Origin of the sequence: Marinobacterium stanieri (assembly GCF_900155945.1) — a bacterium.
In the GTDB taxonomy this organism is placed as follows: domain Bacteria; phylum Pseudomonadota; class Gammaproteobacteria; order Pseudomonadales; family Balneatricaceae; genus Marinobacterium; species Marinobacterium stanieri.
The window spans coordinates 248,991-270,549 of the sequence record NZ_FTMN01000001.1 but is presented as its reverse complement, the minus strand read 5'-3'; the positions used below and the strand labels follow the sequence as shown (position 1 = coordinate 270,549).

Here is a 21,559-nt window from a genome sequence, read left to right as displayed (position 1 = left end):
GGCCTGACAGCAGTTTCCGGGAGGCTTGGGGCCCATGTTTGAGCAGCACAGTGCCATGAAATACCTCTGGGGTCTCTGTTTTCTGCTGGTGCTGGTGTGGTCAGCGATTGAGCCCAGGGACCGACTGACCTGGTGGCTTGAAGTGGCGCCGGCTTTGGCAGCGGCGGCTCTGCTGCTGGCGACTCGTCGCGCCTTCCCGTTGACGCCTCTCTTATATGTGCTGGTGCTGGCCCACTGTGTGATCCTGATGGTGGGTGGTCATTACACCTATGCCGAGGTGCCGCTGTTTGATGGTCTCTGGGGCGCGGAGCGCAATAATTACGACAAGCTGGGCCACTTTTTTCAGGGCTTTGTGCCGGCAATTGCGGCACGGGAGTTGTTACTGAGGTTTCAGGTGGTGAACGGTGCGTTCTGGCGTAATCTGTTGATTCTCTCGTTCTGCCTGGGCTTCAGTGCCTTCTATGAGCTGATCGAGTGGTGGGTAGCGGTGCTGTCAGGCGAGGGTGCTGAGGCCTTTCTGGGCACTCAGGGCTATGTCTGGGATACCCAGTCCGATATGGGCTTTGCGCTGCTGGGGGCCAGTCTTGCCTTGTTAACCCTGTCCCGTTGGCATGATCGGCAGCTGGGTAAGCTGCACTCATAAATGATGCAAAGCGGGTGGCAGGCCAATCTCCATGGCTATGGGGCGGTGGTCCGATATGGTCCAGTCCAGTACTTCGACCTTGCGCAACTCAAGGCCCGGAGTGATCAGGATATGGTCCAGTGCTCGCCGGGGTTTCCAGCTGGGGTAGGTATGAAGTATCTCTTCTGCGTAAACAAGGTCGAGCCCCTGCATGGCGGGCTTGGCCAATAAATGCTCCAGCGGGTTGTTCATATCGCCCATCAGAACCACGTACGGATGGTGTTCCACCAGATTTCGTACATAGCGCAGTTGACGGTCTTGTGCTTTCGCACTCAGGGACAGGTGAAGTACCACGATCAGCAGGGAATGCTCGCCTTCGCCCAACTGAACCACAATAGCGCCACGGCCGGGAATCAGCCCCGGCAGCGAGTGATCCTGAACCCGCTCGGGCTGGATACGGCTCAATACTCCGTTGCTATGCTGTGCCAGCTTGCCCAGGTTGCGATTGAGCTGCTGGTACCAGAAGGGAAATTGCCCGACGTCAGCCAGATACTCCACCTGGTTGATATAGCCACTGCGCATGCTGCCGCCATCACATTCCTGTAGAGCGACCAGATCATACTCTCGCATCAGCTTCCCGATGTGCTCCAGCGTTTCACCTCGTTGCTGATGCGGTAACAGGTGCTGCCAGCTGCGGGTCAGGTAGTGATGGTAGGCCTGGGTTTTGATACCAACCTGGATATTGAAGCTCAACAGCTTCAGAGTCTGTCGGTTGCTGGTCTCAGGGTTGGCAGTGCTGCTCTCGGGCCGGACTGCCTGCTGGCGGTGTGCCTTGAGTGTGCGAAGAGCCATGGTCTTGACGCCTTGTCAGAGTTCCTTGGCTTCAGGTTATTGCACTGCTTGCCGAGCGTCCAGACACAATCAGGGCTCGAGGCAGCTTTGTTGCTCTTCAATCGTTAACGCTCGGCTGTCGCCGGGTGCCAGGTGCGGGTCCAGCTGGATGATGCCCATGGACTCGCGGTGTAGGGCGCAGACCTCATTGCCAATGGCCGCAAACATGCGCTTGATTTGATGGTGCCGTCCCTCGTAGATGGTCAGCCGGCAGTGAGTCTCTGCTAGTCGTTCAATCTGTGCCGGTGATGTCCAGACCGCTTCCCGGGCCAGCCAGATACCCTTGGCGAACTCCATCTCCGCTGACGTACTGATCGGCTCCTTGGTCGTGACCCGGTAGGTTTTGGGCGTTTTGTGCTCGGGAGCGGTTATCTGGCGCGACCAGTGGCCATCGTTGGTCAGAAGCATCAATCCAGTTGTTGCGCGGTCCAGTCGACCGGCGATATGAAGCTGTGGCCGTAGCGCGTCAGCTACCAGTTCCATGACTGTTGGGTGAACCGGGTCTGTGGTCGCACTTAGATAGCCCGCCGGTTTGTTGAGCATCAGGTAAACGGCATCCTGCTGCTGCAGAATATGGTCATCCAGCTGAATACTGCTGAAGGCGTTAACCGGGAAGCGTGGGTCGGTTGCTATGGCGCCATCTACCTGAACCCGACCGGAGGCGACCAGGCGTCGGGCAGTTTGGTGGCTGTGCTCGGTATGCTTACAGATAAAACGGTCCAGGCGCACTGGATTGAGTCCTTATAAAATGAGTCCCAAGCATACCCTCTGCCTTGAAGTGGGCAAAGCAGGCTCTTCTTTTACAGTGGGGCTTGAGCTAGGGTGAAGTAAAGAGAATGAGGAGTTAACAGTGACCCAATCACTGACGATTGATTTTGTTTCCGATGTGGCCTGCCCCTGGTGTGCGGTGGGCCTTAACAGTCTGCTACAGGCGCTTGAACAGTTGTCGGACGAAGTGTCGGCAAGCATTCGCTTTCGCCCTTTCGAGCTGGCGCCGGATATGCCGGAAACCGGGGAGCGTATTCTGCCGCACCTGTCGCGTAAATATGGCATCAGTGAAGAGCAGGTGAAGCAGAACCAGGAGCAGATTCGCCTGCGCGGCGCCGAGTTGGGTTTTGTGTTTGATTTTCGCGCCGACAGTATGAAGTGGAATACCTTTGCTGCGCACCAGCTGTTGCACTGGGCAGGTGAGCAGGGTGCTGAGTACCAGCTGGCACTCAAGCAGGCACTGCTGGAAGCTTACTTCAGCCATAACCGAAACCCTTCAGACATAGAGGTACTGGTTGAGTTGGCGGCCAAGGCCGGGCTGGACAGTGTCGTTGCACGTGAGCTTTTGCAGGATCAGCGTTATGCTGAGGTTGTGAGAGCAGAAGAGCAGCAGTGGGTGGAGCTGGGTGTCAGCTCGGTTCCGACAGTGGTGTTCAACCAGCGCTATGCCGTATCAGGCGGTCAGCCCGTCGAGAGTTTTGTGGCGGCAATGCGCGATGTACTGGCTCAGGAGGAGCGCTGATCCGGGCAGGTCGATCTTGCCCAGGCTTGGCGCTACACTGAATCGGGTGATCCCAAGGGGAGCGTGGATATGAAAGGGGTTGTGTTCAATATTCTCGAAGAGATGGTGCTGGAAAAAGGCGGTATGGAAGCCTGGAACGAGATTCTGGCGCAATCCAGTGATGCCAGCGGTATCTATACATCTGCGATTTCCTATCCGGACTCGGAGCTGTTTGCTCTGGTGGGCGGGGTTGCCGAGTATCTCGACCTGCCGGTACAGGAAGTGGTTAAAGGGTTTGGCGAGTATATGTTCGGCAAGCTCTCCCGGCGCTATCCCATGTTTATGGAAGACAGTCCTGACCTGTTCACGTTTCTCGAGAGCATTGATGGTGTGATCCATGTTGAAGTAAACAAACTGTATGAAAACCCAAGCCTGCCCCGAATACAGTGCACGCGAACTGACGATAAACTGATCATGAATTACCGTTCCGAACGCAAACTGTGCATGTTGGCTGAAGGCCTGACGTTCGGTGCTGCCAAGTACTACGCCACACCCATCACTATCACGCATAGCCAGTGTATGCATGATGGGGCTGACCACTGTGTTTTAGAGGTTCAATATATTGATGCCTGAGGTGAAGGATAATCCTTACAAGGTGGCGTACGAGCGCGAGCGGAACGCGCGCCTGAAAGCCGAGCAGCTGTTGGAGGACAAGTCCCGAGAGCTGTATCAGCAAAACCGCCGCCTTGAAGAAAGCTATGACCAGCTTCAGCAGCAACAAACTGCGCTGGTACAAAGCGAAAAGCTTGCGACCCTGGGTACGCTCACTGCCGGTGTAGCGCATGAGATCAATAACCCTTTGGCGTATGTGATCAGCAATGTATCGGCGGCCAAGGAATATATAGAGGCCTATGATCAGCTGGTGAAGTTTGTTCAGCAGCACGATCTGGCAAGCTTGATGCCCGAGGCATTACAGCAGGAATGGGACAGCTTGCAGGAAACTCTGGATCTGGCCTTTATTCAGGAAGATTATCCCGGTGTGATTGAAGATACCCAGGAAGGTCTGGATCGGGTACGCGACATCGTGCACAGCCTGCGCAGCTTTTCCCGTGTCCAGGAGGGCGAGCGTGAGCCGGCCGATCTGGTTGAGGCGCTCAAGTCCACTCTGCGCCTGCTGAACAATGAACTGAAGAATCGTGTCAGAATCTCGCTTGAGCTTGAGCCCTTACCTCTGGTGCGATGTAACCTGAACGAGATTAATCAGGTGTTCACCAACCTGATCATTAATGCTGTGCATGCCATGAGGGACCAGCCGCGTGCCGAGTTGAAGGTCAGCAGTGAAGTACAGGATGGTTATGCGCTGATCAGTGTGGCTGATACCGGCTGTGGCATGACCCAGGATGTGGTCAAGGAGATATTCACGCCTTTCTACACGACCAAGCCGGTAGGGGAAGGAACGGGGCTTGGACTATCGATCACCTGGGGCATCGTGCAGGACCATGGCGGCGAAATTCAGGTGGAAAGCGAACCGGGCGAAGGCACCCGGTTCCTGGTGAAATTACCGCTGGCTAAGGCCTGATCACTCGCCTTTGAGCTGCTTGACCAGTGCGGAAGGGAGGTCTTTCAGTGTCAGTGTCTCGGTGCTCGGGTCAAAGGTAATCGACTTGCCCAGCGACTCGTTGCTGAAGCTGATGGATACTTCCTTGGTACGTCCGGTGTAACGGATGTATTTCTTAAGGCTGCTGCGATCCGGGATGAACTCTTCCTTCATCTCGGGTGCTCGCTCGGCAATAAAATCATCCAGAGATACTTCGGCTACCGAGTCCACATTGCCGGACAATTCGTGGTAATTCACCGCTGCACCTTCCTTTGACTGCTCCATGCAGAACTCGGCTACCTCTTTCTGGTAGCGTTTGGCAGTATCCTCTGGCATCGCCTCGGAATAATCGCTCACCAGCTCCATAAATCGTTCGGTATCGGCCTGGGTGTCGACGGTATCGGTAAAGCCGAAAAAGTCCATCAGGTGCTGCTGCAGCGGGCGGTCGCCAAAGCCGAAGCTGAGCGTCAGATAGCGCTTGCCATCCGGGTTATCGATATCGTGCAGGTCTATGCAGGCACAGAGGCCGGTTTTGGCAAAATCGATATAGCCGGTGTCCTGCAGGTCGTTATCAGCGTTCAGCAGCAGGCCGTCTTTCTGTTTCAGCAGCGCAATCCAGAGGCGGTGTGAGGCCTCCAGCTCCTCTTCGATAAACAGCCAGTGTCCGTCCGTTTCCAGGTCTTCCTGCTCCATCAACATGGCCAGGTTTTCAATCACCTTGGCGGTGAACTGGGTAAAGCTCAGCGTCTGGTCGCGCCAGTTCACCAGCAGGCCCTTGAATACCGTCGCTTCCTCGGCGAAGCAGCCATAGCGTTTGCTGGCGCGGCGGGTAAACAGTGGCTTGATCTCCGCCAGCATACGATTGTTCAGGCCTTCGCGATCGAAAGGCGTTTCGCGCAGGCTGAAGGACTGATCGCCGGTACGGCGGGTCAGGCGGTGGGCAATGGCGGCTGTGGCGGGCATGGTCGGACTCCCTGCAGGATGTGAACGGGACGGGGATTATAAACAATCCTCGCCCCGAAAACGTCCTTGCCAGGCAGAGAGTTTCGGCACCTTAACTGTTTTGCAGTAGCCGCTCGGCCAGCTCAACAAAACCATATCCCCCATTACGGGTGGTTATAAAGCGGGGAGGCTGAGGCAGGCTGTCGAGGAAACGGTGGATATTGGCGACCCCAACGGTGTTATTGAACTGCTCGAACATGGCAGCGTCGTTGCCCGAATCGCCGATAAACGCAACTTCATTGTCGCTGATGGCAAAGCCTGTGCGCTGGGCTTCCTGAGCCAGCCATGCCCGTGCTGAGCTTGCCTTGTCGTAGTCACCAAGCCAGGCATTGATATGGATGGAGCTAAGCCGTGCCTGCACGCCTGCCTGTTGCAGCAGATTAAGTAGTGTGTACTGCTGCTCGGGCGACGCTTGCCATTGCTGGCCAATATCAAAGGCGATATCGGTTTCACGGTAGGGCTGATCATCAGTGGGGCGGGCAAAATCGTGCTGTTGAGCCAATTCCGTTTGCAGTTGTTGCAGCAGGCCGAAATTCCGGCTTCTTTCCTCAGAGGTCTGTCGGTAGTGACGCTGGATCTGGCCCTGTTCGTCTCGTTGCATCCAGAAGGCACCGTTTTCGCCAATCACGGCGGTGACTGGCCAGGTGCGGACGATACAGTCACACCAGCCGGCACAGGCGCCGGTTACCGGGATGACATCTATACCGGCCTGCTGCAAACGGTCCAGAGCGGCAAAGGTGGCGGGTGGCAGGCGGCCTTCCCAGGTCAGGGTGTCATCTACATCAGTAAAGAGGTAACGAACGGGGTGTTCCAGCTGGTCTGGCAAGGGCAGAGGGGGCATTGATGTCATCTTAGTGTTCCAAAGTCAGCACCAGAGGCTGGTGGTCGGATAGGGGCGTGGTGGTGTCCACATCAAGGGCAGTTGCCTGCACCTGCTGCAGCCAGAAATAGTCTCGGCAATGCGGGCCATCGGGCCACTGGTCTCGGTCATGGATACCGCAGGTGGGCTGACGAAGCTGAGCATCGCCAAAGGCTGTGGCGGCATCCTGCCAGCCCAGCCTGGTGAACGCGTGGTATTCGTCGTGTCGGCTATCCATGTTCAGGTCACCGCAAAGGACTGTATGGTCGGTTGCCCAGGGCTGAGCAAAGATGCCGGGGGCAGAGCCGCAGCGGTGTTGATACTGCCTCAAGGCCGCCTGCTGGATTGCATCCAGGTATCTCAGTTGCTGGCGTCGTTCCTCATCGTCGTGATAAGCCAGGTGGGTATTGAGAACGCGCAACGGGCCTGTATCTGTTTCGACCAGAGTTTCTACTACGCAACGGGGCGTACGCCAGGCGTTGGCATTGCCACCGGCAACAGCGCCCGGCAGGCAGTGTACCCGCCGATCCAGCAGCGGCAGCCGAGTCAGTGTCAGGTTGCCGAACTCCTGCCGCTGTTCTCCGTTGCTTCCCGGCCAGCTGAGTGCGGCGCCCCATACGGGCGTATGGTCCGGAAAGGCCTGGGCCAGTGCATTGAGCTGGTCCGGATGATCAGGCGTTGTATAGTCGGGAAAAAAGCGCGCGACCTCCTGCAGGCAGATCAGGTCCAATGGTGCCTGAGCCTTGATATATGCGATGGTTCGATCCAGGTCGACCAGGCCATCGCAGCCTTTGCCGTTCTGGATGTTCCAGCTGAGAATACGCAGTGAATTGGACATTACTTAAGCCCCGCGTGCATAAAGGATTGAACGAAACGGCGCTGGAATAGCAGAAACACCGCCAGCAAGGGGCCGATGGCTATCAGGGTGCCGGCACAAATCACCGGCCAGTCAACGCCGGACTCGGGGGCACCAAAAATGGCCATGCCGACAGTGAGGGGGCGGCTGCTCTCGGTATTGGTGACGACCAGTGGCCAGAGGAAGTTGTTCCAGTGGTGGCTGATCGAAACCAGTCCGTAGGCCAGGTAGGTGGGTTTGGCCAGGGGGACATAGACCTTCCAGAGCACACCCAGCCTTGAGCAGCCTTCCAATCTTGCAGCGTCTTCCAGCTCCTGAGGCACGCCCTTGAATGTTTGGCGCAACAGGAAAATGCCAAAGGCACTGGCCATATAGGGCAGGCCGACACCGATATGGGTGTCGATCAGGTCAAGCCCGGCCAGGGTGCGGTAGTTTTCCACGATGAGTATTTCCGGCATCACCATCAACTGCAGCAGTACCAGTGCAAACACCAGTCCTCGGCCGCGAAACTGCATGCGGGCCAGGGCGTAGCCTGCAAGTGTGCAGAGGATCAGCTGGAAGAAGAGGATCAGCCCGGTAATGATCACCGTGTTCAGCATGTAGCGCATGAACGGTGCCTGGTTCCATGCGGTGACAAAGTGTTCGGTAGTCAGAGGTGCAAAGAGATCAAATCGGGTGGCATATTCTGCCGGGTGAGTAGCTGCCCAAAAAGCGTACAGCAAGGGCAGTATCCACAGCAGGCCCAGCAGCCAGGCGGCTGAAGTCGAAAGCCAGGTGTTGAATCGCGTCATCATGTTGCAGTCTCAGCGGTAGTGAATGCGGCGCTCGAGTACGCCAAATTGCAAAAGTGCCAGCAGAATCAGCAGAGCCAGCATTACCACGGTCAGGGTGGCGGCGTAGTTGCTGTCGAAGAAACTGAAGGCGTTTTCGTAGATGTAGTAGAGCAGCAGGTTGCTGGCGTTGTTGGGGCCGCCCTTGGTCAAAATGAACAGATGGTCTACCAGCTTGAAAGCGTTGAGGATGGCGTTGACCAGCACAAACAGGGTGGTTGGCATCAGCAGTGGCCAGGTCAGTCGGCGGAAGGTGTGCCAGCGTCCGGCGCCTTCCAGTGCGGCGGCATCGTAGAGGTCTCGGCTCAGGCTTTGCAGAGCGGCCAGATAGAAAATCATGAAGAACCCGGCTTCTTTCCACACGGTCATCAGCATCAGACTTGGCAGTGCCCAATCGCTGTCACCCAGCCAGTTGATACCGGGGTGGCCGAACAGCGCCAATACCTTGTTGAAAAGCCCGATCTCGGGGCTGTAAAAAAACAGCCAGATGTTGGCGACGGCGATCATCGGCAGCATGGTGGGGGTGAAGTACGCCAGACGCAGGGCGGTACGGCCGCTGATCTTGCTGTTGACCCACAGGGCCATGGCCAATGCCAGCGCGATCGAGGTAGGTACTGTGCCCAGGGCATACCAGAGGTTGTTACTCAGGGCCTGCCAGAAGACCGTGTCGTCCAGCATCATGCGGTAGTTATCCAGCCCTGCAAACTCGGCCGGTGCGCCACCGCGCTCAGGGAAGAACAGCGAATGCCAGACGGTTGTCAGCGTCGGGATATGGGTAAATGCCAGTAGCATGGCCAGGGCAGGGAGCAGCATCAGCCAAGCATGTAGCCATGAAAGTCGGTTCATCGAATTGCCTTGAAGTAGGCCGGACAACCCCACCCGACACTGATAGGCCGGGTGGGTTGATCACGGACAAGTGGATCAGTAGCGAGACAGAATGCGCTTGGCCTGGTTCTGGGCAGCATCCAGTGCGGCCTTGGGCTCGGCCTGACCGTTCAGCACTGACTGGATGGCATCGTCCAGCAGCTTGCGCACGCGTCCGGCCTGGTGAGTTGCCAGCTCAGCTGTGGCGTATTCCAGCTGGTCGCGAGCCACGGCCGCCGGCGGGAAGGATTTAACGTACGCTTTCAGTTCTGGCGTTTCATATGCAGCCGGGCTAACACCCATGTAGCCGGTCGCGATACTCCAGTTGGCTGCCTGCTCGGGGGAGGTCATGAAACGCACCAGTTTCATGGCCGCACGGCGCTCTTCCTGAGTGGACTCCTTGAAGATGTAGAAGTTGCCACCGCCTGTCGGTGAGCCCAGCTGCTGGTGTGCCGGCATCATGGCGACGCCAAAGTCGAAGTCGGCGTTCTTTTTCACGGCGGTCAGGTTGCCGGTGGAGTGCCACATGATGGCGGTTTTCTGCTCCAGGAAGTTTTGACGCAGGGTGCCCCACTCGATGGTGCCTTGCGGCATGATTTTGTACTTGCTGCCCAGGTCGCTCCAGTATTGCAGGGCTTCAACAGTGCCGGGCTTGTTGAAGTAGGTCTCGTTACCGGCGCTGTTCATCAGTACCTCACCGTTCTGTTTGGCCAGTGCGCCAAACATCCAGTAGGGGTAGCCGGTTGAAGGGATCATGGCACCCCAGCGCTCAACCTGACCGTTACTGTCTTTCTTCACCAGCTTCTGGCCCATGCTGACCAGTTCGTCCCAGCTGCGCGGTGGCTGTTCCGGGTCCAGCCCCGCATCGCGGAAAGCATCCTTGTTGTAATACATGACAATGGTGGAGCGCTGGAACGGAATACCGTAGGTGGTGCCGTCTACCTGGCTGTTCTCCATCAGCGCCGGGTAGAAGCTGTTCAGCCACTGGCGCTCTTCATCGGTTTCCACGATGTCGTCAAAGGCGACAATGGCGTCAAGGTCCTTGAGTTCATGCACGTCGATAGCGGCCATAACGGACAGCTGGGTCGACTGGCCACCCTTCAACGCGGCCAGGGCTTTGACGCGGGCATCGTTATAGTTGCCGGCGTAAATGGCGCTGACATCAATCTCCGGGTTCTGCTTTTCGAACTGGTCGATCATGCCGTCTACAACCTTGGTCAGCGGGCCGCCAACCGATACCGGGTAGTACATGGTCAGTTCAGTCTTGGCCTGAGCGGCTGTCGCAGCCAGTGAAGTCAGGCCGATTGCCAGCAGGTGCTTTCCTTTATGCAACATGGTGTGTTTCCGTCTCATCGGGGGTTAGAGTGGGTGATGCAAAAACAGGGTTGAGTCGCTGCCCGCTCTGCAGGCAGAAGTGGTGCTCGTGGTGGCGGTCCCAGCTCAGACCCAGCTCTCGGCCCTGGGGCAGCTGCTGGTGACCGGGCAAACGCAATTTGATGGTTTGCTGATTCAGGTGCGGCAGCACCGCATCAATAATGGTATCGGCGCCATGATAGTCACAGTGCATGACGTGAGCCGGGACGCCTTTTGGGTCGACCCTGACATGTTCCGGGCGCACGCCAAGATGCTGCGCATCCTTCTGCATGAGATTCATGGGCGGGTTGCCGATGAAGCGGGCGACGAAAGTACTCTCCGGTGCGCCATACAGTGTTTCGGGCGTGCCGTTCTGGACGACTTTGCCCTCATTAAGCAGCAAAATACGGTCGGCCATGCTCATCGCTTCCACCTGATCGTGGGTGACATAGAGCACGGTCATACCCAGGCGCTGTTGCAGCGACCGCAGCTCCGCGCGCATCTCGTTGCGAAGCTTGGCATCCAGGTTGGAAAGAGGTTCATCCATCAGGCAAAGCGGTGCTTCGGCGACAACGGCGCGCGCCAATGCAACTCGCTGGCACTGACCACCGGAAAGCTGGCCCGGTTTCTTGTGCAGTTGTGCACCCAGGTCGACCAGCTCGGTGACCTGACGCAGCCGGCGGTTCTGCTCTTCAATGGCAACACGTCGTGCCCTGAGGCCGAATACAATGTTTTCGGCCACGCTCAGGTGCGGGAAGAGGGCGTAAGACTGGAACACCATGGCCAGGCCACGCTTGCCCGGTGGCAGGTGGGTAAGATCCCGTCCATTCAGGTGGATGGAGCCGGACGTTGGCTCTTCCAGTCCAGCGATCATTTTCAGAGTGGTGGATTTACCACAGCCGGATGGCCCCAGCAGGGCCACGAACTCACCGGGCTCGATGGTAAAGCTGACATCATTGACAGCCCGGGCATCGCCCCAGTGTTTATTCAATCCTTTAACTTCAAGCTGGCTCATTTTACGGGCTCCTGTTGCTGGGGGGATGCGCACACGACTTCCGCGTCGGTAGCGGCAAGAAGAGCCTGTACCGGCTCGGGCAACATTTCGGTGATAAACAGGTCTATTTCACTGAGGTGGCCGGTGCGGACGGGGGCGCTGCGCAGATACTTGCTGCTGTCGGTGACCAGAATGCGCTGATCGCTGCAATCGATAATGGCGCGGGTCAGGTGCGATTCTTCCGGTGAGAAGTCGATCAACTCGCCTTTGGCGCTGAGGCCGCCGATGCCGAAGATGCCGAAATTGACCTGAAAACGGCGCATGAAACGGGTGGTGTCTTCACCCATCAAGTCCTGATCGGATGGGCGAATGCGTCCGCCGGCCAGCAAGGTTTCGATATTGGGGTTCTGACACAGGGTCAGAGCGGCATCCAGGTTGTTGGTGATCACCTGAAGGCCGGGGTGGTCCAATAATGCCTGGGCAACCTGCTGTGGCGTAGTACCGTTGCCCAGAAAGATGGACGCCCCTTCGGGCAGACGTGCGGCCACTGCCCTGGCAATGGCCTGTTTCGCTTCCAGATTGATGACCTGACGATTGGTGAAGGACAGGTTGCGGTTCTGGCGTGGGCGGGTAATACCACCGTGCACCCGTTGTACCAGACCCAGGTTGCTCAGCTCATTCAGATCCTTGCGAATGGTTTGCACGGATACGCCGAAGGCCTGGGTCAGCTCGGTGCTGGTCAGGTTGCCTGCGGCTTTATCCAGCAGTGCAAGAATATGGTTTTGTCGCTCGGATAGTGTCATCGGGTTTCGTTCGCGCGCTCAATGTGTTTCGCAAGGTTGCGGTTGGTGTTCGAGCGAAGATTTTCTGTGTGCCGGGTTACAGCGGGGCAACAATCAGATGACGGAGCGGTTAAGGTTTTGTGGCTAAACTGGGTCAGGCTGGGGCTTATAAAGAACCGGTTGGCGAGGCGGTTAGGCTAATCCAGGTGAACAGCAGTGACTGATAAGCGGTACAAGCCGAAAAATATGCCATTTTTAAAGGTTTGGTCTTTATTTCTGTTTTTTTAACCAAAACAGAAATTATGGCTGATCATGGGTTTATATTCATAAATTTAAATCTGTATGGGCGGTCCGCTGAAGGTAAAATTGATATAAACAAAATTTGAGTGCGGCACGATGTATTACCGTGATACCTGGGTCGAGGTTGATCTCGATCGAATTCAGCAAAACGTCAGCAGAATCAAACAGCATTCCGGCTTCGATCACCTCTATGCGGTGGTGAAGGCCAATGCCTATGGTCATGGCGATATCAATGTCGCCCGGGCGGCGCTGGATGCAGGTGCGGATATGCTCAGTGTTGCCTTTCTGGATGAGGCGCTGCACCTGCGTCGTGCCATCAAGGATGTGCCTATCCTGGTAATGGGGGCCATCCGTCCAGAAGACCTGGCGGTTGCGGCGGCGGCCAACATCGATGTCACCGCGCATGACCTGCACTGGATTGAGTCGATTCTGGCTTACGATGGCGTACCTGCCAACCTGCACCTCAAAATTGATACCGGCATGAACCGTATCGGCCTCAAGGATGCTGACAGCGTGCATAAGGCCTGTCAGCTGATTGATACCAACCCGAAGCTCAACAGGGTTGGTCTCTTCACCCACTTTGCCACGGCCGATGCTCAGACGCGCGCAGGCTATGATGCCCAGATGCAGCAGCTTGATGCCCTGACTGCGCAGGTCGATCTGGCCGATTTCCGCTATGTCCATCTGTCCAACAGTGCTGCCTTGCTGCGCTTCGGCCGTCAGTCGGTGGCCAACACGGGGCGCCTCGGCATCTCCATGTATGGCCTGCCGCCGAGTCATGAATTTGAGCTGCCGTTTGAGCTGAAACAGGCGTTTTCTCTGCATAGCCGTATCACCCAGATCAAGGAGATCGATGCCGGCAGTGCCGTCAGTTACGGTGCGACCTATGTGGCGGGCGAGAAAGTACGATTGGGCACCCTGCCGATTGGCTATGCCGATGGCTGGTTGCGTTATCACCAGGGTCGTCAGGTTGAAATCAACGGTGTGCAGTATCCCATCGTAGGACGCATCTGCATGGATCAGTGCATGGTGCAGATTGATGATCGGGTGCAGATTGGTGACCAGGTCGACCTGATCAACGACAACCTGACGGTTGAAGATGCCGCGCGTGATCTGGACACGATTGGGTATGAGATCGTTTGCTCCATTTCCGACCGCGTGCCACGAATTTACAAGCAGGGCGGCGCCGTGACCGGCGAGCGCAATGAACGCTTCCGCCCTGATGTTACAGGAGAAGAATAAGATGCAGTCACCAAAAGAGATTCGCCTGGCGATCCGCAATGGTGCCCACAATACCAATACCTCCGGTCTGGCTGGTGGGTTTGTGCAGGCCAACCTGGCGATTTTGCCGGCAGACTGGGCGGCCGAGTTCCTGCTGTTCTGTCAGTTGAACCCCAAGCCCTGTCCTCTGGTGGGGGTTGCTGCCAATCCGGGTGATATTGCCATTGAAGGTCTGGCAGCCGGGATGGATATCCGTACCGATGTGCCCAAGTACCGTATTTTTGAAGAAGGTCAGCTGGTCAACGAAGTGGAAGATATCCGCGATTACTGGCGTGATGACCTGGTGACCTTCGCGCTGGGCTGTTCCTTCTCCTTTGAAGAAGCCTTGCTGGCCGACGGTCTGGAAATCCGCAACGTAACCGAAGGCGTGAACGTGCCCATGTTCCGCACCAACCTGGCCTGCAAACCGGCAGGGCGTTTCAGTGGCAACATGGTGGTTTCTATGCGCCCGATGAAACCGGCAGATGCGATCCGTGCCATTCAGATCTGCAGCCGCTTCCCCTCGGTGCACGGTGCCCCCGTCCACTTTGGTGACCCGGCCGCAATCGGTATTGATGATATTCACACACCGGATTTCGGTGATGCCGTCAGCATTCGCGAAGGTGAAGTGCCGGTGTTCTGGGCCTGTGGTGTAACCCCGCAGGTAGTACTTGAGCAGGCGCGCCCGCCGTTCTGTATTACCCATAGCCCGGGGCACATGCTGGTGACCGACCTGCCCAACAGCAAACTCTCGGTTTTCTAACAGCCTACTCAATGTTTTAAAGGCGGTTGAGCTGCGTGCTTGGCCGTCTGGGGATCACCCCCGGATTCAGGAGTGACAATGACAATAAAACTGAACTGTGATCTTGGTGAAAGCTTTGGTGCCTGGCGCATGGGACTGGATACAGCCGTGATGCCGCACATCGATCAGGCCAACGTGGCCTGTGGTTTTCATGCTGGCGATCCGCAGGTGATGCGCAAAACGCTGAATTTGGCACGAGAGCATCAGGTAACCGTCGGTGCCCATCCCGCTTATCCTGACCTGGTCGGCTTTGGTCGCCGCTCACTGAACTGCCATCCGGAAGAGGTAGTCGCGCTGATGCACTACCAGGTATCAGCACTGGATGGCATGGCGCGTGTGCAGGGGCTGGATGTGAGCTACGTGAAGCCCCACGGTGCGCTCTACAACGACATGATGGCCAACGCCGATGTGCGCCGCGCCGTGATGCAATCCCTGGCAGAGTTTCATCGTCCCATGGCGCTGATGTTGCAGGCAACACCCGCGTACAAGCAGCACCGCGAAGAAGCCAAAGAGTGGGGCCTGGACCTGATCTTTGAAGCCTTTGCCGACCGCTGTTATGAAGATGACGGCCGTTTGCGTGCTCGTACTAAGGCTGGCGCTGTGCTCAACCGGGAGCAGATGCTGAAGCAGGTGGAGCAGTTGCGTACTGAAGGCACCATCAGCACCTTTGGCAGACAGACGCTGGAGCTGGAAGTGGATACGCTCTGCGTCCACGGGGACAACGAGGAGGGCGTGAAAGCGATTCGCGAGATCCGGGAGGTTCTACAGGGATGAGAGTGGAAGTTGCCGGCGAAAGCGCCCTGATCATCTACTTTGGCGAGCACGGCCAGCCCGGTGTGGCTGCGGCTGTGGCCAGTGCTGCCGAGCAGCTGCGCGAAGAGCTGGGCTACCGCCTGATCGATCTGGTGCCCTCTTATGCGTCCCTGTTGGTGCTCTATGATCCTTTCCGTACCGACCACCTGGAAGTGCGTCAGTTGATCGACCGTGTATTGCAGCGCATCGATGGTGGAGACGAGACCGAAGGGCGTCTGGTGACCTTGCCGGTGTACTACGGCACAGATGCCGGGCTGGATCTGGACTCACTGGCCGAGCGTGTCGGCCTCAGCGTGGAAGACGTTGTGGCCCTGCATCAGGCCGGTGAATACCGCGTTTATGCCATCGGCTTTGCACCGGGCTTTGCCTATCTGGGCGATGTAGATGAGCGTATCGCCTGCCCGCGACTGGCCACACCGCGTCAACGTGTACCTCGTGGTGCCGTGGGCATTGCCGACCGCCAGACCGCGATCTACCCCGCCGTGTCTCCGGGTGGCTGGAACCTGATCGGACGCTGTCCGCAGCGCATGTTCGACCCCAATGCTGAACCGACCATGCCGGTTCAGGTGGGTGACCGGGTTCGCTTTGAATCGATTTCCCGTGATGAATTCTTCGCTTTGGGAGGCAGTCTGGATGATGAATGAACAGGACCTGTCCGGTCTGCGCGTTCGCCAGCCGGGCCTGATGACGCTGATCCAGGATGCCGGTCGTTTTGGCCAGCATCATTTGGGGCTCACTACGGGCGGGCCTCTGGATGCGGAAGCCTTCTACTGGGCCAACCGCCTGTGCAGCAATGAGCCGAGTGCCGCTGCGCTTGAGGTCAGCTTTGGTGGTTTGGTGCTGGAGGCGGAGGCCGACACGCTGATCGCCCTGACCGGCGCTGAGATGACCTTGAAGATCAATGGCACCGAACAGGATAGCTGGCGCAGCCATGCCGTTGCCAAAGATGACCTGATTGAGCTGGGCTATGCCACATCCGGTTGTCGCGCCTATCTGGCAGTCGCGGGCGGGCTCAAGGTAGCGCCCCAGTTTGGCAGTGCTGCAACCGTTGTGCGTGAGCGCATAGGCGGCCTTGAGGGCAGCAAGCTGGCGCCGGGTGACTTCCTCTGCTGCGATACGGGCACCTCGGCACCGACCTTGAGCCTGCCTGAGTCCGGTCGTCCCGACTACGGCACCGACAAACCCTTGCGGGTGATCCTGGGTTATCAGCAGGACCATTTCGATGCCGTTCAGCAGGCACTGTTCTTCAGCAGCGAGTACAGCACCACCGAGCGCAGTGACCGCATGGGGTACCGTTTGGAAGGGCAGGAGATTCACGCCGATATCGACGGCATTCTTTCGGAAGGTATCTGCTTGGGTGCCATTCAGGTCCCTGCCGATGGCCAGCCGATCATCCTGCTGCACGACCGCCAAACCATCGGCGGCTATCCCAAGCTGGGCTCGGTATTCACACCGGATCTGGCACGCCTGGCGCAGTTGACCCAGGGTGCCCGAGTGCACTTTGAACCCATTACCATTGATGATGCCCACAACCAGCTGTGGCTGGCGCGGGTACGCCGTGAACGCACTGAACTGGTGCCTTGCTGAGCGCAAACGGAGTTTCAAACCGATGAACCAACCCCTGACACAAAACAGTGTGCGCGACGCCGTCGCCCTGAGCCACCAGATTGAGTCCCTGCTGGTGCAGCGTAATCTGCGCGGCATGGCCCATGTTCGCGACTGCATGCTGCCGGGTTATTGCCTGCGGGCAGCCCTGATGCTGCAGCAGGCTTCAGACACCGTTCTGATCGGCACCGGCTTCCCCGTTGCCGGCACCTTCGAGACTGATGGCCCCGTTGGCGCCATCTCGCTTTACCAGGCACTGGACGCTACTGGCCGTAACCCGGTGCTGGTCTGTGGTGACCCGCTCGCCAGCGTACTGGAGAAAGACTACCGCGTAGAGCGTCTGCCGCTGAATGAGCGTGACGCCAAGGTCCGCCTGCAGCAGGCCGACGATATTCTCGCCAAGCATCAGCCTTCGCTGGTGATCTCGATCGAGCGCCCGGGTCAGTCCGATGACACCGACTATTACAACATGCGTGGCGAATCCATCGGCCAGCACACCGCCAGCTTCGACGAAATCATGCATCAGGCCGGCTGCCCGACCATTGCCATCGGTGATGGCGGCAACGAGATCGGTATGGGCAACGTACGTCCGGCCTTGAAGAGCCTGGACATCAAGGCGGCGGTGACACGCTGCAATGAGCTGGTGGTGGCTGACGTATCCAACTGGGGTGGCCACGCCCTGGTGGCCTTGATGGGCTGGCTCAATGGCCAGGACCTGCTGGCCGAGTTTGATAATACCGCGGTACTGACTTACCTGTCGGAGCGGGGCAGCGTGGATGGCGTGACACGTCGGAATGAACTGACCGAAGACAGCCTGCCGGCCAGCGATGGCCAGGAGCTGCTGCTGGCCCTGCGCCGCTTAACTGAATTTGCCTGAGGTAGCCAGGGGCTATCTGAGCAAGCGTTTTTAAAGATTAGTGGAGAACACACAATGAGCACTGTTTACCTGAATGGCGAATTCATGCCGATGGATGAAGCCCGCATCTCCCCGATGGACCGCGGCTTTCTGTTTGGTGATGGCATCTATGAGGTCATCCCATCCTACGACGGCAAGCTGGTTGGCTTTGGTCCGCACATCGAGCGCATGAACCAGGGCATGGACCTGATCGGCATCAACTTCGGTTACTCCGAAGCGGATTGGCGTCAAGTCTGTGAAGCACTGATCGAAAAGAACGGTGCCGGCAACCTGGGTATCTACCTGCACGTGAGCCGTGGCACCGACAGCCGTCGTCACCATGCATACCCGGAAAACGTTGAGCCGACCGTATATGCGTTTGCGTTCGAAATTCCGGCAGCACCGGTGGCGGATCGTGAAAAGGTGAAACCGTACAAGGTGTCATCTACCGAAGATCTTCGCTGGCAGCGTTGCAACATCAAATCCACCGCGCTGCTGGGTAACGTCATGCACTTCCAGCAGGGTCATGCTGCGGGTCACAACGAGATCATCCTGTTCAACGCCAATAACGAAATGACCGAAGGCAGCGCCTGCAACGCCTACATCGTCAAGGATGGGGTTGTGATCACGCCGCCACTGGATAACCAGATTCTGCCGGGTATCACCCGTCTGATGTTGCTGGACATCCTGCGCAAGGATGGCAGCATCAAGGTGGAAGAGCGTATTGTCACCATGGATGAAGTACGCAACGCGGACGAAATCTGGCTGACCAGCTCCAGCAAGGAAATTGCCCCGGTCACCGAGCTGGATGGCAAGCCGGTCGGTACGGGTGAAGTCGGTCCGGTATGGGAAAAAGCCCAGACCCTGTATACCGCTCAGAAATACAACTACTAAGCACTGCTGTTAAGTAGTCGCTGCATGCCGCCGGGGCGTTCTGCCCCGGCAGCTTCCCGCATTACTTCTGATACATCTCGGTCCGGTTTCGGCCCCGTTTCTTGGCGCGGTAGAGTGCATGGTCCGCATATTTCAGCACCTTGGCAGGCTCATCGGCCTGTTCGGGCCACTCTGCTACACCGATTGAAATCGTAAGAACACCCACCTCCGCAAACAGGTACTTTGCTACCGCCTTGCGTAAACGTTCTGCCAGCTCCTGCGCCCCTTGCAGGTGGACGTTGGGCAGCAGAATCATGAACTCTTCGCCTCCTGTGCGGCAGGCCAGGTCTTCCTGGCGGGTACAGGATTTCAGTATCTCTGCCAGGGATTTCAGTACCTCATCGCCACAGTCGTGGCCATAGGTATCGTTGACCTGTTTGAAGTGATCGATGTCGATGGCCAAGACGCTGAAAGGCACCTGCTTCTCATGCAGCAGGGCCAGGGTCAGCTCGCTGCCACGGCGGTTGCTTAAACCGGTCAAGGGGTCTGTTTCGGCATCGTTTTTCAGCTCACCGATGCGTGTATGCAGCAGGTTGATCCCCAGCAGCATGGCGCGCTTGAGTTCGGCACTTTCGAAGTACCAGGAACGCACACGCTTAATGCGATCGGGTGTGCAGGGTTTATCCAGTGACTGGGCGTTGTCAGCCAGCTGCCAGAGCGGTTTGGATACCAGACGCGCCAACCACCAGATCAGCAGCAGGGTGACCAGTGCCAGCGGCAGGGTATGGTAAATGACTGCATGCATCTGGCTGTTCAAGGGTGCCAGTGTCGCCTCCAGTGGCCGCTGAGCAACGATCCCCCAGTTGGCGCTGCCGACAGGGGCAAAGCCTGCCAGCATCTCGATGCCCTGGCTGTTTTGCACCTGGTCCGAGCCTTCGTTACCGCTGACCACCTGTTCGATCACGGCATTGTCATGAACACGCTCACCCACGCGCTCGGCATTAGGGTGGTAGAGCAGGCGTCGGTTCTGATCCACCACAAACAGGTAGGAGCCATCCTTGTAATAGTGTGTGCCCAGCAGAGAGTTGAGGATGCTGCGCTCCTTGAGGTAGATGGAGCCACCGATATAGCCCAGGTATTCGCCGGTTTCTGCAAACAGCGGGTGTGATATAAAGACCAGCAGGTTATTGGCAGCAGACAAATATGCCTCGCTGATCAAAGGCTTGCGCTCTTTCAGGGCCTCAAGTGCGCCGGGAGACTGCAGGTGATGGCCGACGATCCGCAACGCCTCGGGTGAAGTGGCCAGAACTTCACCCTCTGCACTCACAATCACTACCGAGTTGAAGCTTTCGGTCAGTCGGCGCAGCCGGTTGGCAATGGCTTGCACCTTATCCTGCTTGTGCAGTTCGGGTACCAGCTCTTCGGCTGTCACCGCCAGTTGCTGCTGGGACGCCTGCAGAAAGTTTTCGGTGGATGTGGCCAGTTTGCGGGCGTATACCTGGTTGCTGTCCAGGCTCTGCTGGATTAGCAGCTTACGCTGCACCTGATAGCTGGCACTCAGGCTGTTGAGCAGGGTGATGGCGGCAGACGAAAACGCCAACAACAGAATCAAGTGCTTCAGGTTGAACTGAAGAAAATTCTTGGCGAACACGTTCGTTACGACTCCTGAACGGCTCCGGCTGAATACCTTGCGTTGCAGCCACTGCGGTGAGGCAGGACGAGACCGCGCAGGTAAACAAACCAGTGTGGGGGCGGACTGTCAGGCCGGGTTCAGGCTGACAGACAGTAAGAAGGTTATGATGCCATCCTCCCCGTGGAAAGCCATACCTGTTGGTAAAGTTTGCCGGTTTACGCAGACAAGTGTGCGCGAATCAATTCCAGAAACAGGTTGCGAGCCTTGTTGGGACGGGCCGACTTTTTCACGATGGCTCCAGAATCCAGCTTATAGTTGCGGGTGTTAGGTAACAAAGCGCGTAGTTCCCCTGGTTGGGTATTCTGATCTACATAGTGCTCTGGTAAAAATCCTACATATTTCCCCGAGCGGATCATTGCTAGCCGAGTCTCATAGTAATAAGCAGTGGCACGAGGATCCATGGGCTCAATTAGATGTATAGCTTTCTTATGTGGTTTGACTCCCGCTTGGATCAATGCTTGAGAATCAACAATTTCATCGGTTAGCTGACGTTCAGGAACCTTATACAGGGGGTGCTGGCGATGGCAGTATAGGCGGCATACATCAGTAAATAGGTGGATGTACTCCAGCCCTTCAATCTCATGATGTAATGGAACGAAGCCAATTTCAGCCTCTTCGTTGATTATTTTTTGTTCAATTGTATTCATGGAGGCTACATCGACCGTGATATACACGTCTGGTGCTTGATCGTGTAACTGATGGATTAATTCGGGTAGTTGTAGTCGGGGGTCGCCACTTACGGTATCGGAAAATAGAAGTCGTAGGTCCCCAGAAAGGGTTGAATTGAGGTTGTTTACGGTGGCGCGAAACTCTTCTAGTGCTCCAAAAAGCTGTTTGGCCGAGTTATAGATCGTTTGGCCCTCGTCCGTAAGAGAGAAGCCGCCGCGCCCGCGTTGACAGAGGGTTAGGTTCAAGCGTGATTCGAGGTTGGCAATATGAATGCTGATAGTGGAGCGGGTGATATTGAGCTCTGTTTCAGCTGCCGAGAAGCCTCCGCACTCTACAACTGTGGTAAACACCTTTAGTTGTTTGATCTCGTAATCACCTACCTGTCCCAACCAAAATTTACGAGTTCCCATAGATATATCCAGTACAACAGAAGGTCTTGTACATGCCGGTAGTGCCGTCATGCGCTGTCTACCATGCGTAAGCGCAAGGCAAATTCCATCTTAATCAATT

At 57.0% G+C, this 21,559-nt stretch carries 23 protein-coding genes; 11 read left to right on the top strand and 12 right to left on the bottom strand.

Annotated features, from left to right (window positions below; genetic code table 11):
* Positions 1-34 precede the first annotated feature (34 nt).
* Positions 35-643 (top strand): DUF2238 domain-containing protein, encoded by a 609-nt coding sequence (locus BW956_RS01240; RefSeq protein ID WP_217695077.1) that lies wholly within the window; start codon positions 35-37, stop codon positions 641-643.
* On the opposite strand, the gene BW956_RS01235 is transcribed toward BW956_RS01240, so the two are convergent.
* A complete protein-coding gene (locus BW956_RS01235; protein WP_076460194.1) occupies positions 638-1,474 on the bottom strand; it encodes an endonuclease/exonuclease/phosphatase family protein in 837 nt (278 codons plus the stop codon). The genes BW956_RS01240 and BW956_RS01235 overlap by 6 nt on opposite strands.
* A 69-nt stretch (positions 1,475-1,543) precedes the next feature.
* Positions 1,544-2,242 carry a pseudouridine synthase gene (locus BW956_RS01230; RefSeq protein WP_076460192.1) on the bottom strand — a complete coding sequence of 233 codons (699 nt, stop codon included), beginning with the start codon at positions 2,240-2,242 and terminating at the stop codon, positions 1,544-1,546.
* A 121-nt stretch (positions 2,243-2,363) separates the two neighbouring features.
* Between BW956_RS01230 and BW956_RS01225 the strand changes: the two genes are divergently transcribed.
* From BW956_RS01225 to BW956_RS01215, 3 genes are all read left to right on the top strand, one after another.
* Positions 2,364-3,023: a DsbA family oxidoreductase gene (locus BW956_RS01225; RefSeq protein WP_076460190.1), complete on the top strand. Its 660-nt coding sequence runs from the start codon at positions 2,364-2,366 to the stop codon at positions 3,021-3,023.
* A 69-nt stretch (positions 3,024-3,092) separates the two neighbouring features.
* Entirely contained in the window at positions 3,093-3,635 is a 543-nt protein-coding gene (locus BW956_RS01220; RefSeq protein WP_076460188.1) for a heme NO-binding domain-containing protein, read from the top strand.
* Entirely contained in the window at positions 3,628-4,581 is a 954-nt protein-coding gene (locus BW956_RS01215) for a sensor histidine kinase (protein ID WP_076460186.1), read from the top strand. Before BW956_RS01220 ends, BW956_RS01215 begins: the two co-directional genes overlap by 8 nt.
* Here the strand turns inward: BW956_RS01215 and BW956_RS01210 are convergent, their stop codons facing one another.
* The 8 genes from BW956_RS01210 to BW956_RS01175 form a co-directional block, all read right to left on the bottom strand.
* On the bottom strand, positions 4,582-5,562 hold the full coding sequence (locus BW956_RS01210) for a nucleoid-associated protein (RefSeq protein ID WP_010321780.1): 981 nt from the start codon (positions 5,560-5,562) through the stop codon (positions 4,582-4,584). It abuts the gene before it with no gap.
* 91 nt (positions 5,563-5,653) lie between these two features.
* On the bottom strand, positions 5,654-6,451 hold the full coding sequence (locus BW956_RS01205) for an HAD-IIB family hydrolase (protein WP_076460184.1): 798 nt from the start codon (positions 6,449-6,451) through the stop codon (positions 5,654-5,656).
* A 1-nt stretch (position 6,452) separates the two neighbouring features.
* A complete protein-coding gene (locus BW956_RS01200) occupies positions 6,453-7,298 on the bottom strand; it encodes an endonuclease/exonuclease/phosphatase family protein (protein WP_083702885.1) in 846 nt (281 codons plus the stop codon).
* Complete coding sequence (locus BW956_RS01195) at positions 7,298-8,110, bottom strand: carbohydrate ABC transporter permease (RefSeq protein WP_139327101.1); 813 nt, start codon at positions 8,108-8,110, stop codon at positions 7,298-7,300. Before BW956_RS01195 ends, BW956_RS01200 begins: the two co-directional genes overlap by 1 nt.
* Positions 8,111-8,119: 9 nt before the next feature.
* The gene (locus BW956_RS01190) at positions 8,120-8,992 is read right to left on the bottom strand and encodes a carbohydrate ABC transporter permease (RefSeq protein ID WP_010321776.1); all 873 of its coding nucleotides are present in this window, start codon (positions 8,990-8,992) and stop codon (positions 8,120-8,122) included.
* Positions 8,993-9,067: 75 nt separating this feature from the next.
* On the bottom strand, positions 9,068-10,345 hold the full coding sequence (locus tag BW956_RS01185) for an ABC transporter substrate-binding protein (protein ID WP_076460181.1): 1,278 nt from the start codon (positions 10,343-10,345) through the stop codon (positions 9,068-9,070).
* Complete coding sequence (locus BW956_RS01180) at positions 10,335-11,378, bottom strand: ABC transporter ATP-binding protein (protein ID WP_010321774.1); 1,044 nt, start codon at positions 11,376-11,378, stop codon at positions 10,335-10,337. Before BW956_RS01180 ends, BW956_RS01185 begins: the two co-directional genes overlap by 11 nt.
* Positions 11,375-12,160 carry a DeoR/GlpR family DNA-binding transcription regulator gene (locus BW956_RS01175; protein WP_076460179.1) on the bottom strand — a complete coding sequence of 262 codons (786 nt, stop codon included), beginning with the start codon at positions 12,158-12,160 and terminating at the stop codon, positions 11,375-11,377. The genes BW956_RS01180 and BW956_RS01175 overlap by 4 nt, the downstream gene beginning before the upstream one ends.
* Before the next feature lie 375 nt (positions 12,161-12,535).
* Between BW956_RS01175 and alr the strand changes: the two genes are divergently transcribed.
* The 7 genes from alr (at position 12,536) to BW956_RS01140 (ending at position 18,708) form a co-directional block, all read left to right on the top strand.
* The gene (alr, locus tag BW956_RS01170; RefSeq protein ID WP_076460177.1) at positions 12,536-13,681 is read left to right on the top strand and encodes an alanine racemase; all 1,146 of its coding nucleotides are present in this window, start codon (positions 12,536-12,538) and stop codon (positions 13,679-13,681) included.
* A gap of 1 nt (position 13,682) precedes the next feature.
* Positions 13,683-14,462: a putative hydro-lyase gene (locus tag BW956_RS01165; protein WP_076460175.1), complete on the top strand. Its 780-nt coding sequence runs from the start codon at positions 13,683-13,685 to the stop codon at positions 14,460-14,462.
* A 78-nt stretch (positions 14,463-14,540) separates the two neighbouring features.
* Positions 14,541-15,275, top strand: a complete 735-nt coding sequence (locus tag BW956_RS01160; RefSeq protein ID WP_076460173.1) for a 5-oxoprolinase subunit PxpA — start codon at positions 14,541-14,543, stop codon at positions 15,273-15,275.
* A complete protein-coding gene (gene pxpB, locus BW956_RS01155) occupies positions 15,272-15,958 on the top strand; it encodes a 5-oxoprolinase subunit PxpB (RefSeq protein ID WP_010321769.1) in 687 nt (228 codons plus the stop codon). Before BW956_RS01160 ends, pxpB begins: the two co-directional genes overlap by 4 nt.
* Positions 15,948-16,901 carry a 5-oxoprolinase subunit C family protein gene (locus BW956_RS01150; protein ID WP_338066311.1) on the top strand — a complete coding sequence of 318 codons (954 nt, stop codon included), beginning with the start codon at positions 15,948-15,950 and terminating at the stop codon, positions 16,899-16,901. Before pxpB ends, BW956_RS01150 begins: the two co-directional genes overlap by 11 nt.
* A 22-nt stretch (positions 16,902-16,923) precedes the next feature.
* On the top strand, positions 16,924-17,796 hold the full coding sequence (locus BW956_RS01145; protein WP_076460171.1) for a DUF4392 domain-containing protein: 873 nt from the start codon (positions 16,924-16,926) through the stop codon (positions 17,794-17,796).
* 54 nt (positions 17,797-17,850) lie between these two features.
* Positions 17,851-18,708 carry a D-amino acid aminotransferase gene (locus BW956_RS01140; protein ID WP_010321766.1) on the top strand — a complete coding sequence of 286 codons (858 nt, stop codon included), beginning with the start codon at positions 17,851-17,853 and terminating at the stop codon, positions 18,706-18,708.
* A 61-nt stretch (positions 18,709-18,769) separates the two neighbouring features.
* Here BW956_RS01140 and BW956_RS01135 read toward each other — a convergent pair whose 3' ends face one another.
* Together BW956_RS01135 and BW956_RS01130 are read right to left on the bottom strand one after the other, a co-directional pair.
* Positions 18,770-20,338, bottom strand: a complete 1,569-nt coding sequence (locus BW956_RS01135) for a GGDEF domain-containing protein (RefSeq protein ID WP_076460170.1) — start codon at positions 20,336-20,338, stop codon at positions 18,770-18,772.
* A gap of 197 nt (positions 20,339-20,535) precedes the next feature.
* Entirely contained in the window at positions 20,536-21,459 is a 924-nt protein-coding gene (locus BW956_RS01130; protein ID WP_076460168.1) for a LysR family transcriptional regulator, read from the bottom strand.
* Positions 21,460-21,559 lie beyond the last annotated feature (100 nt).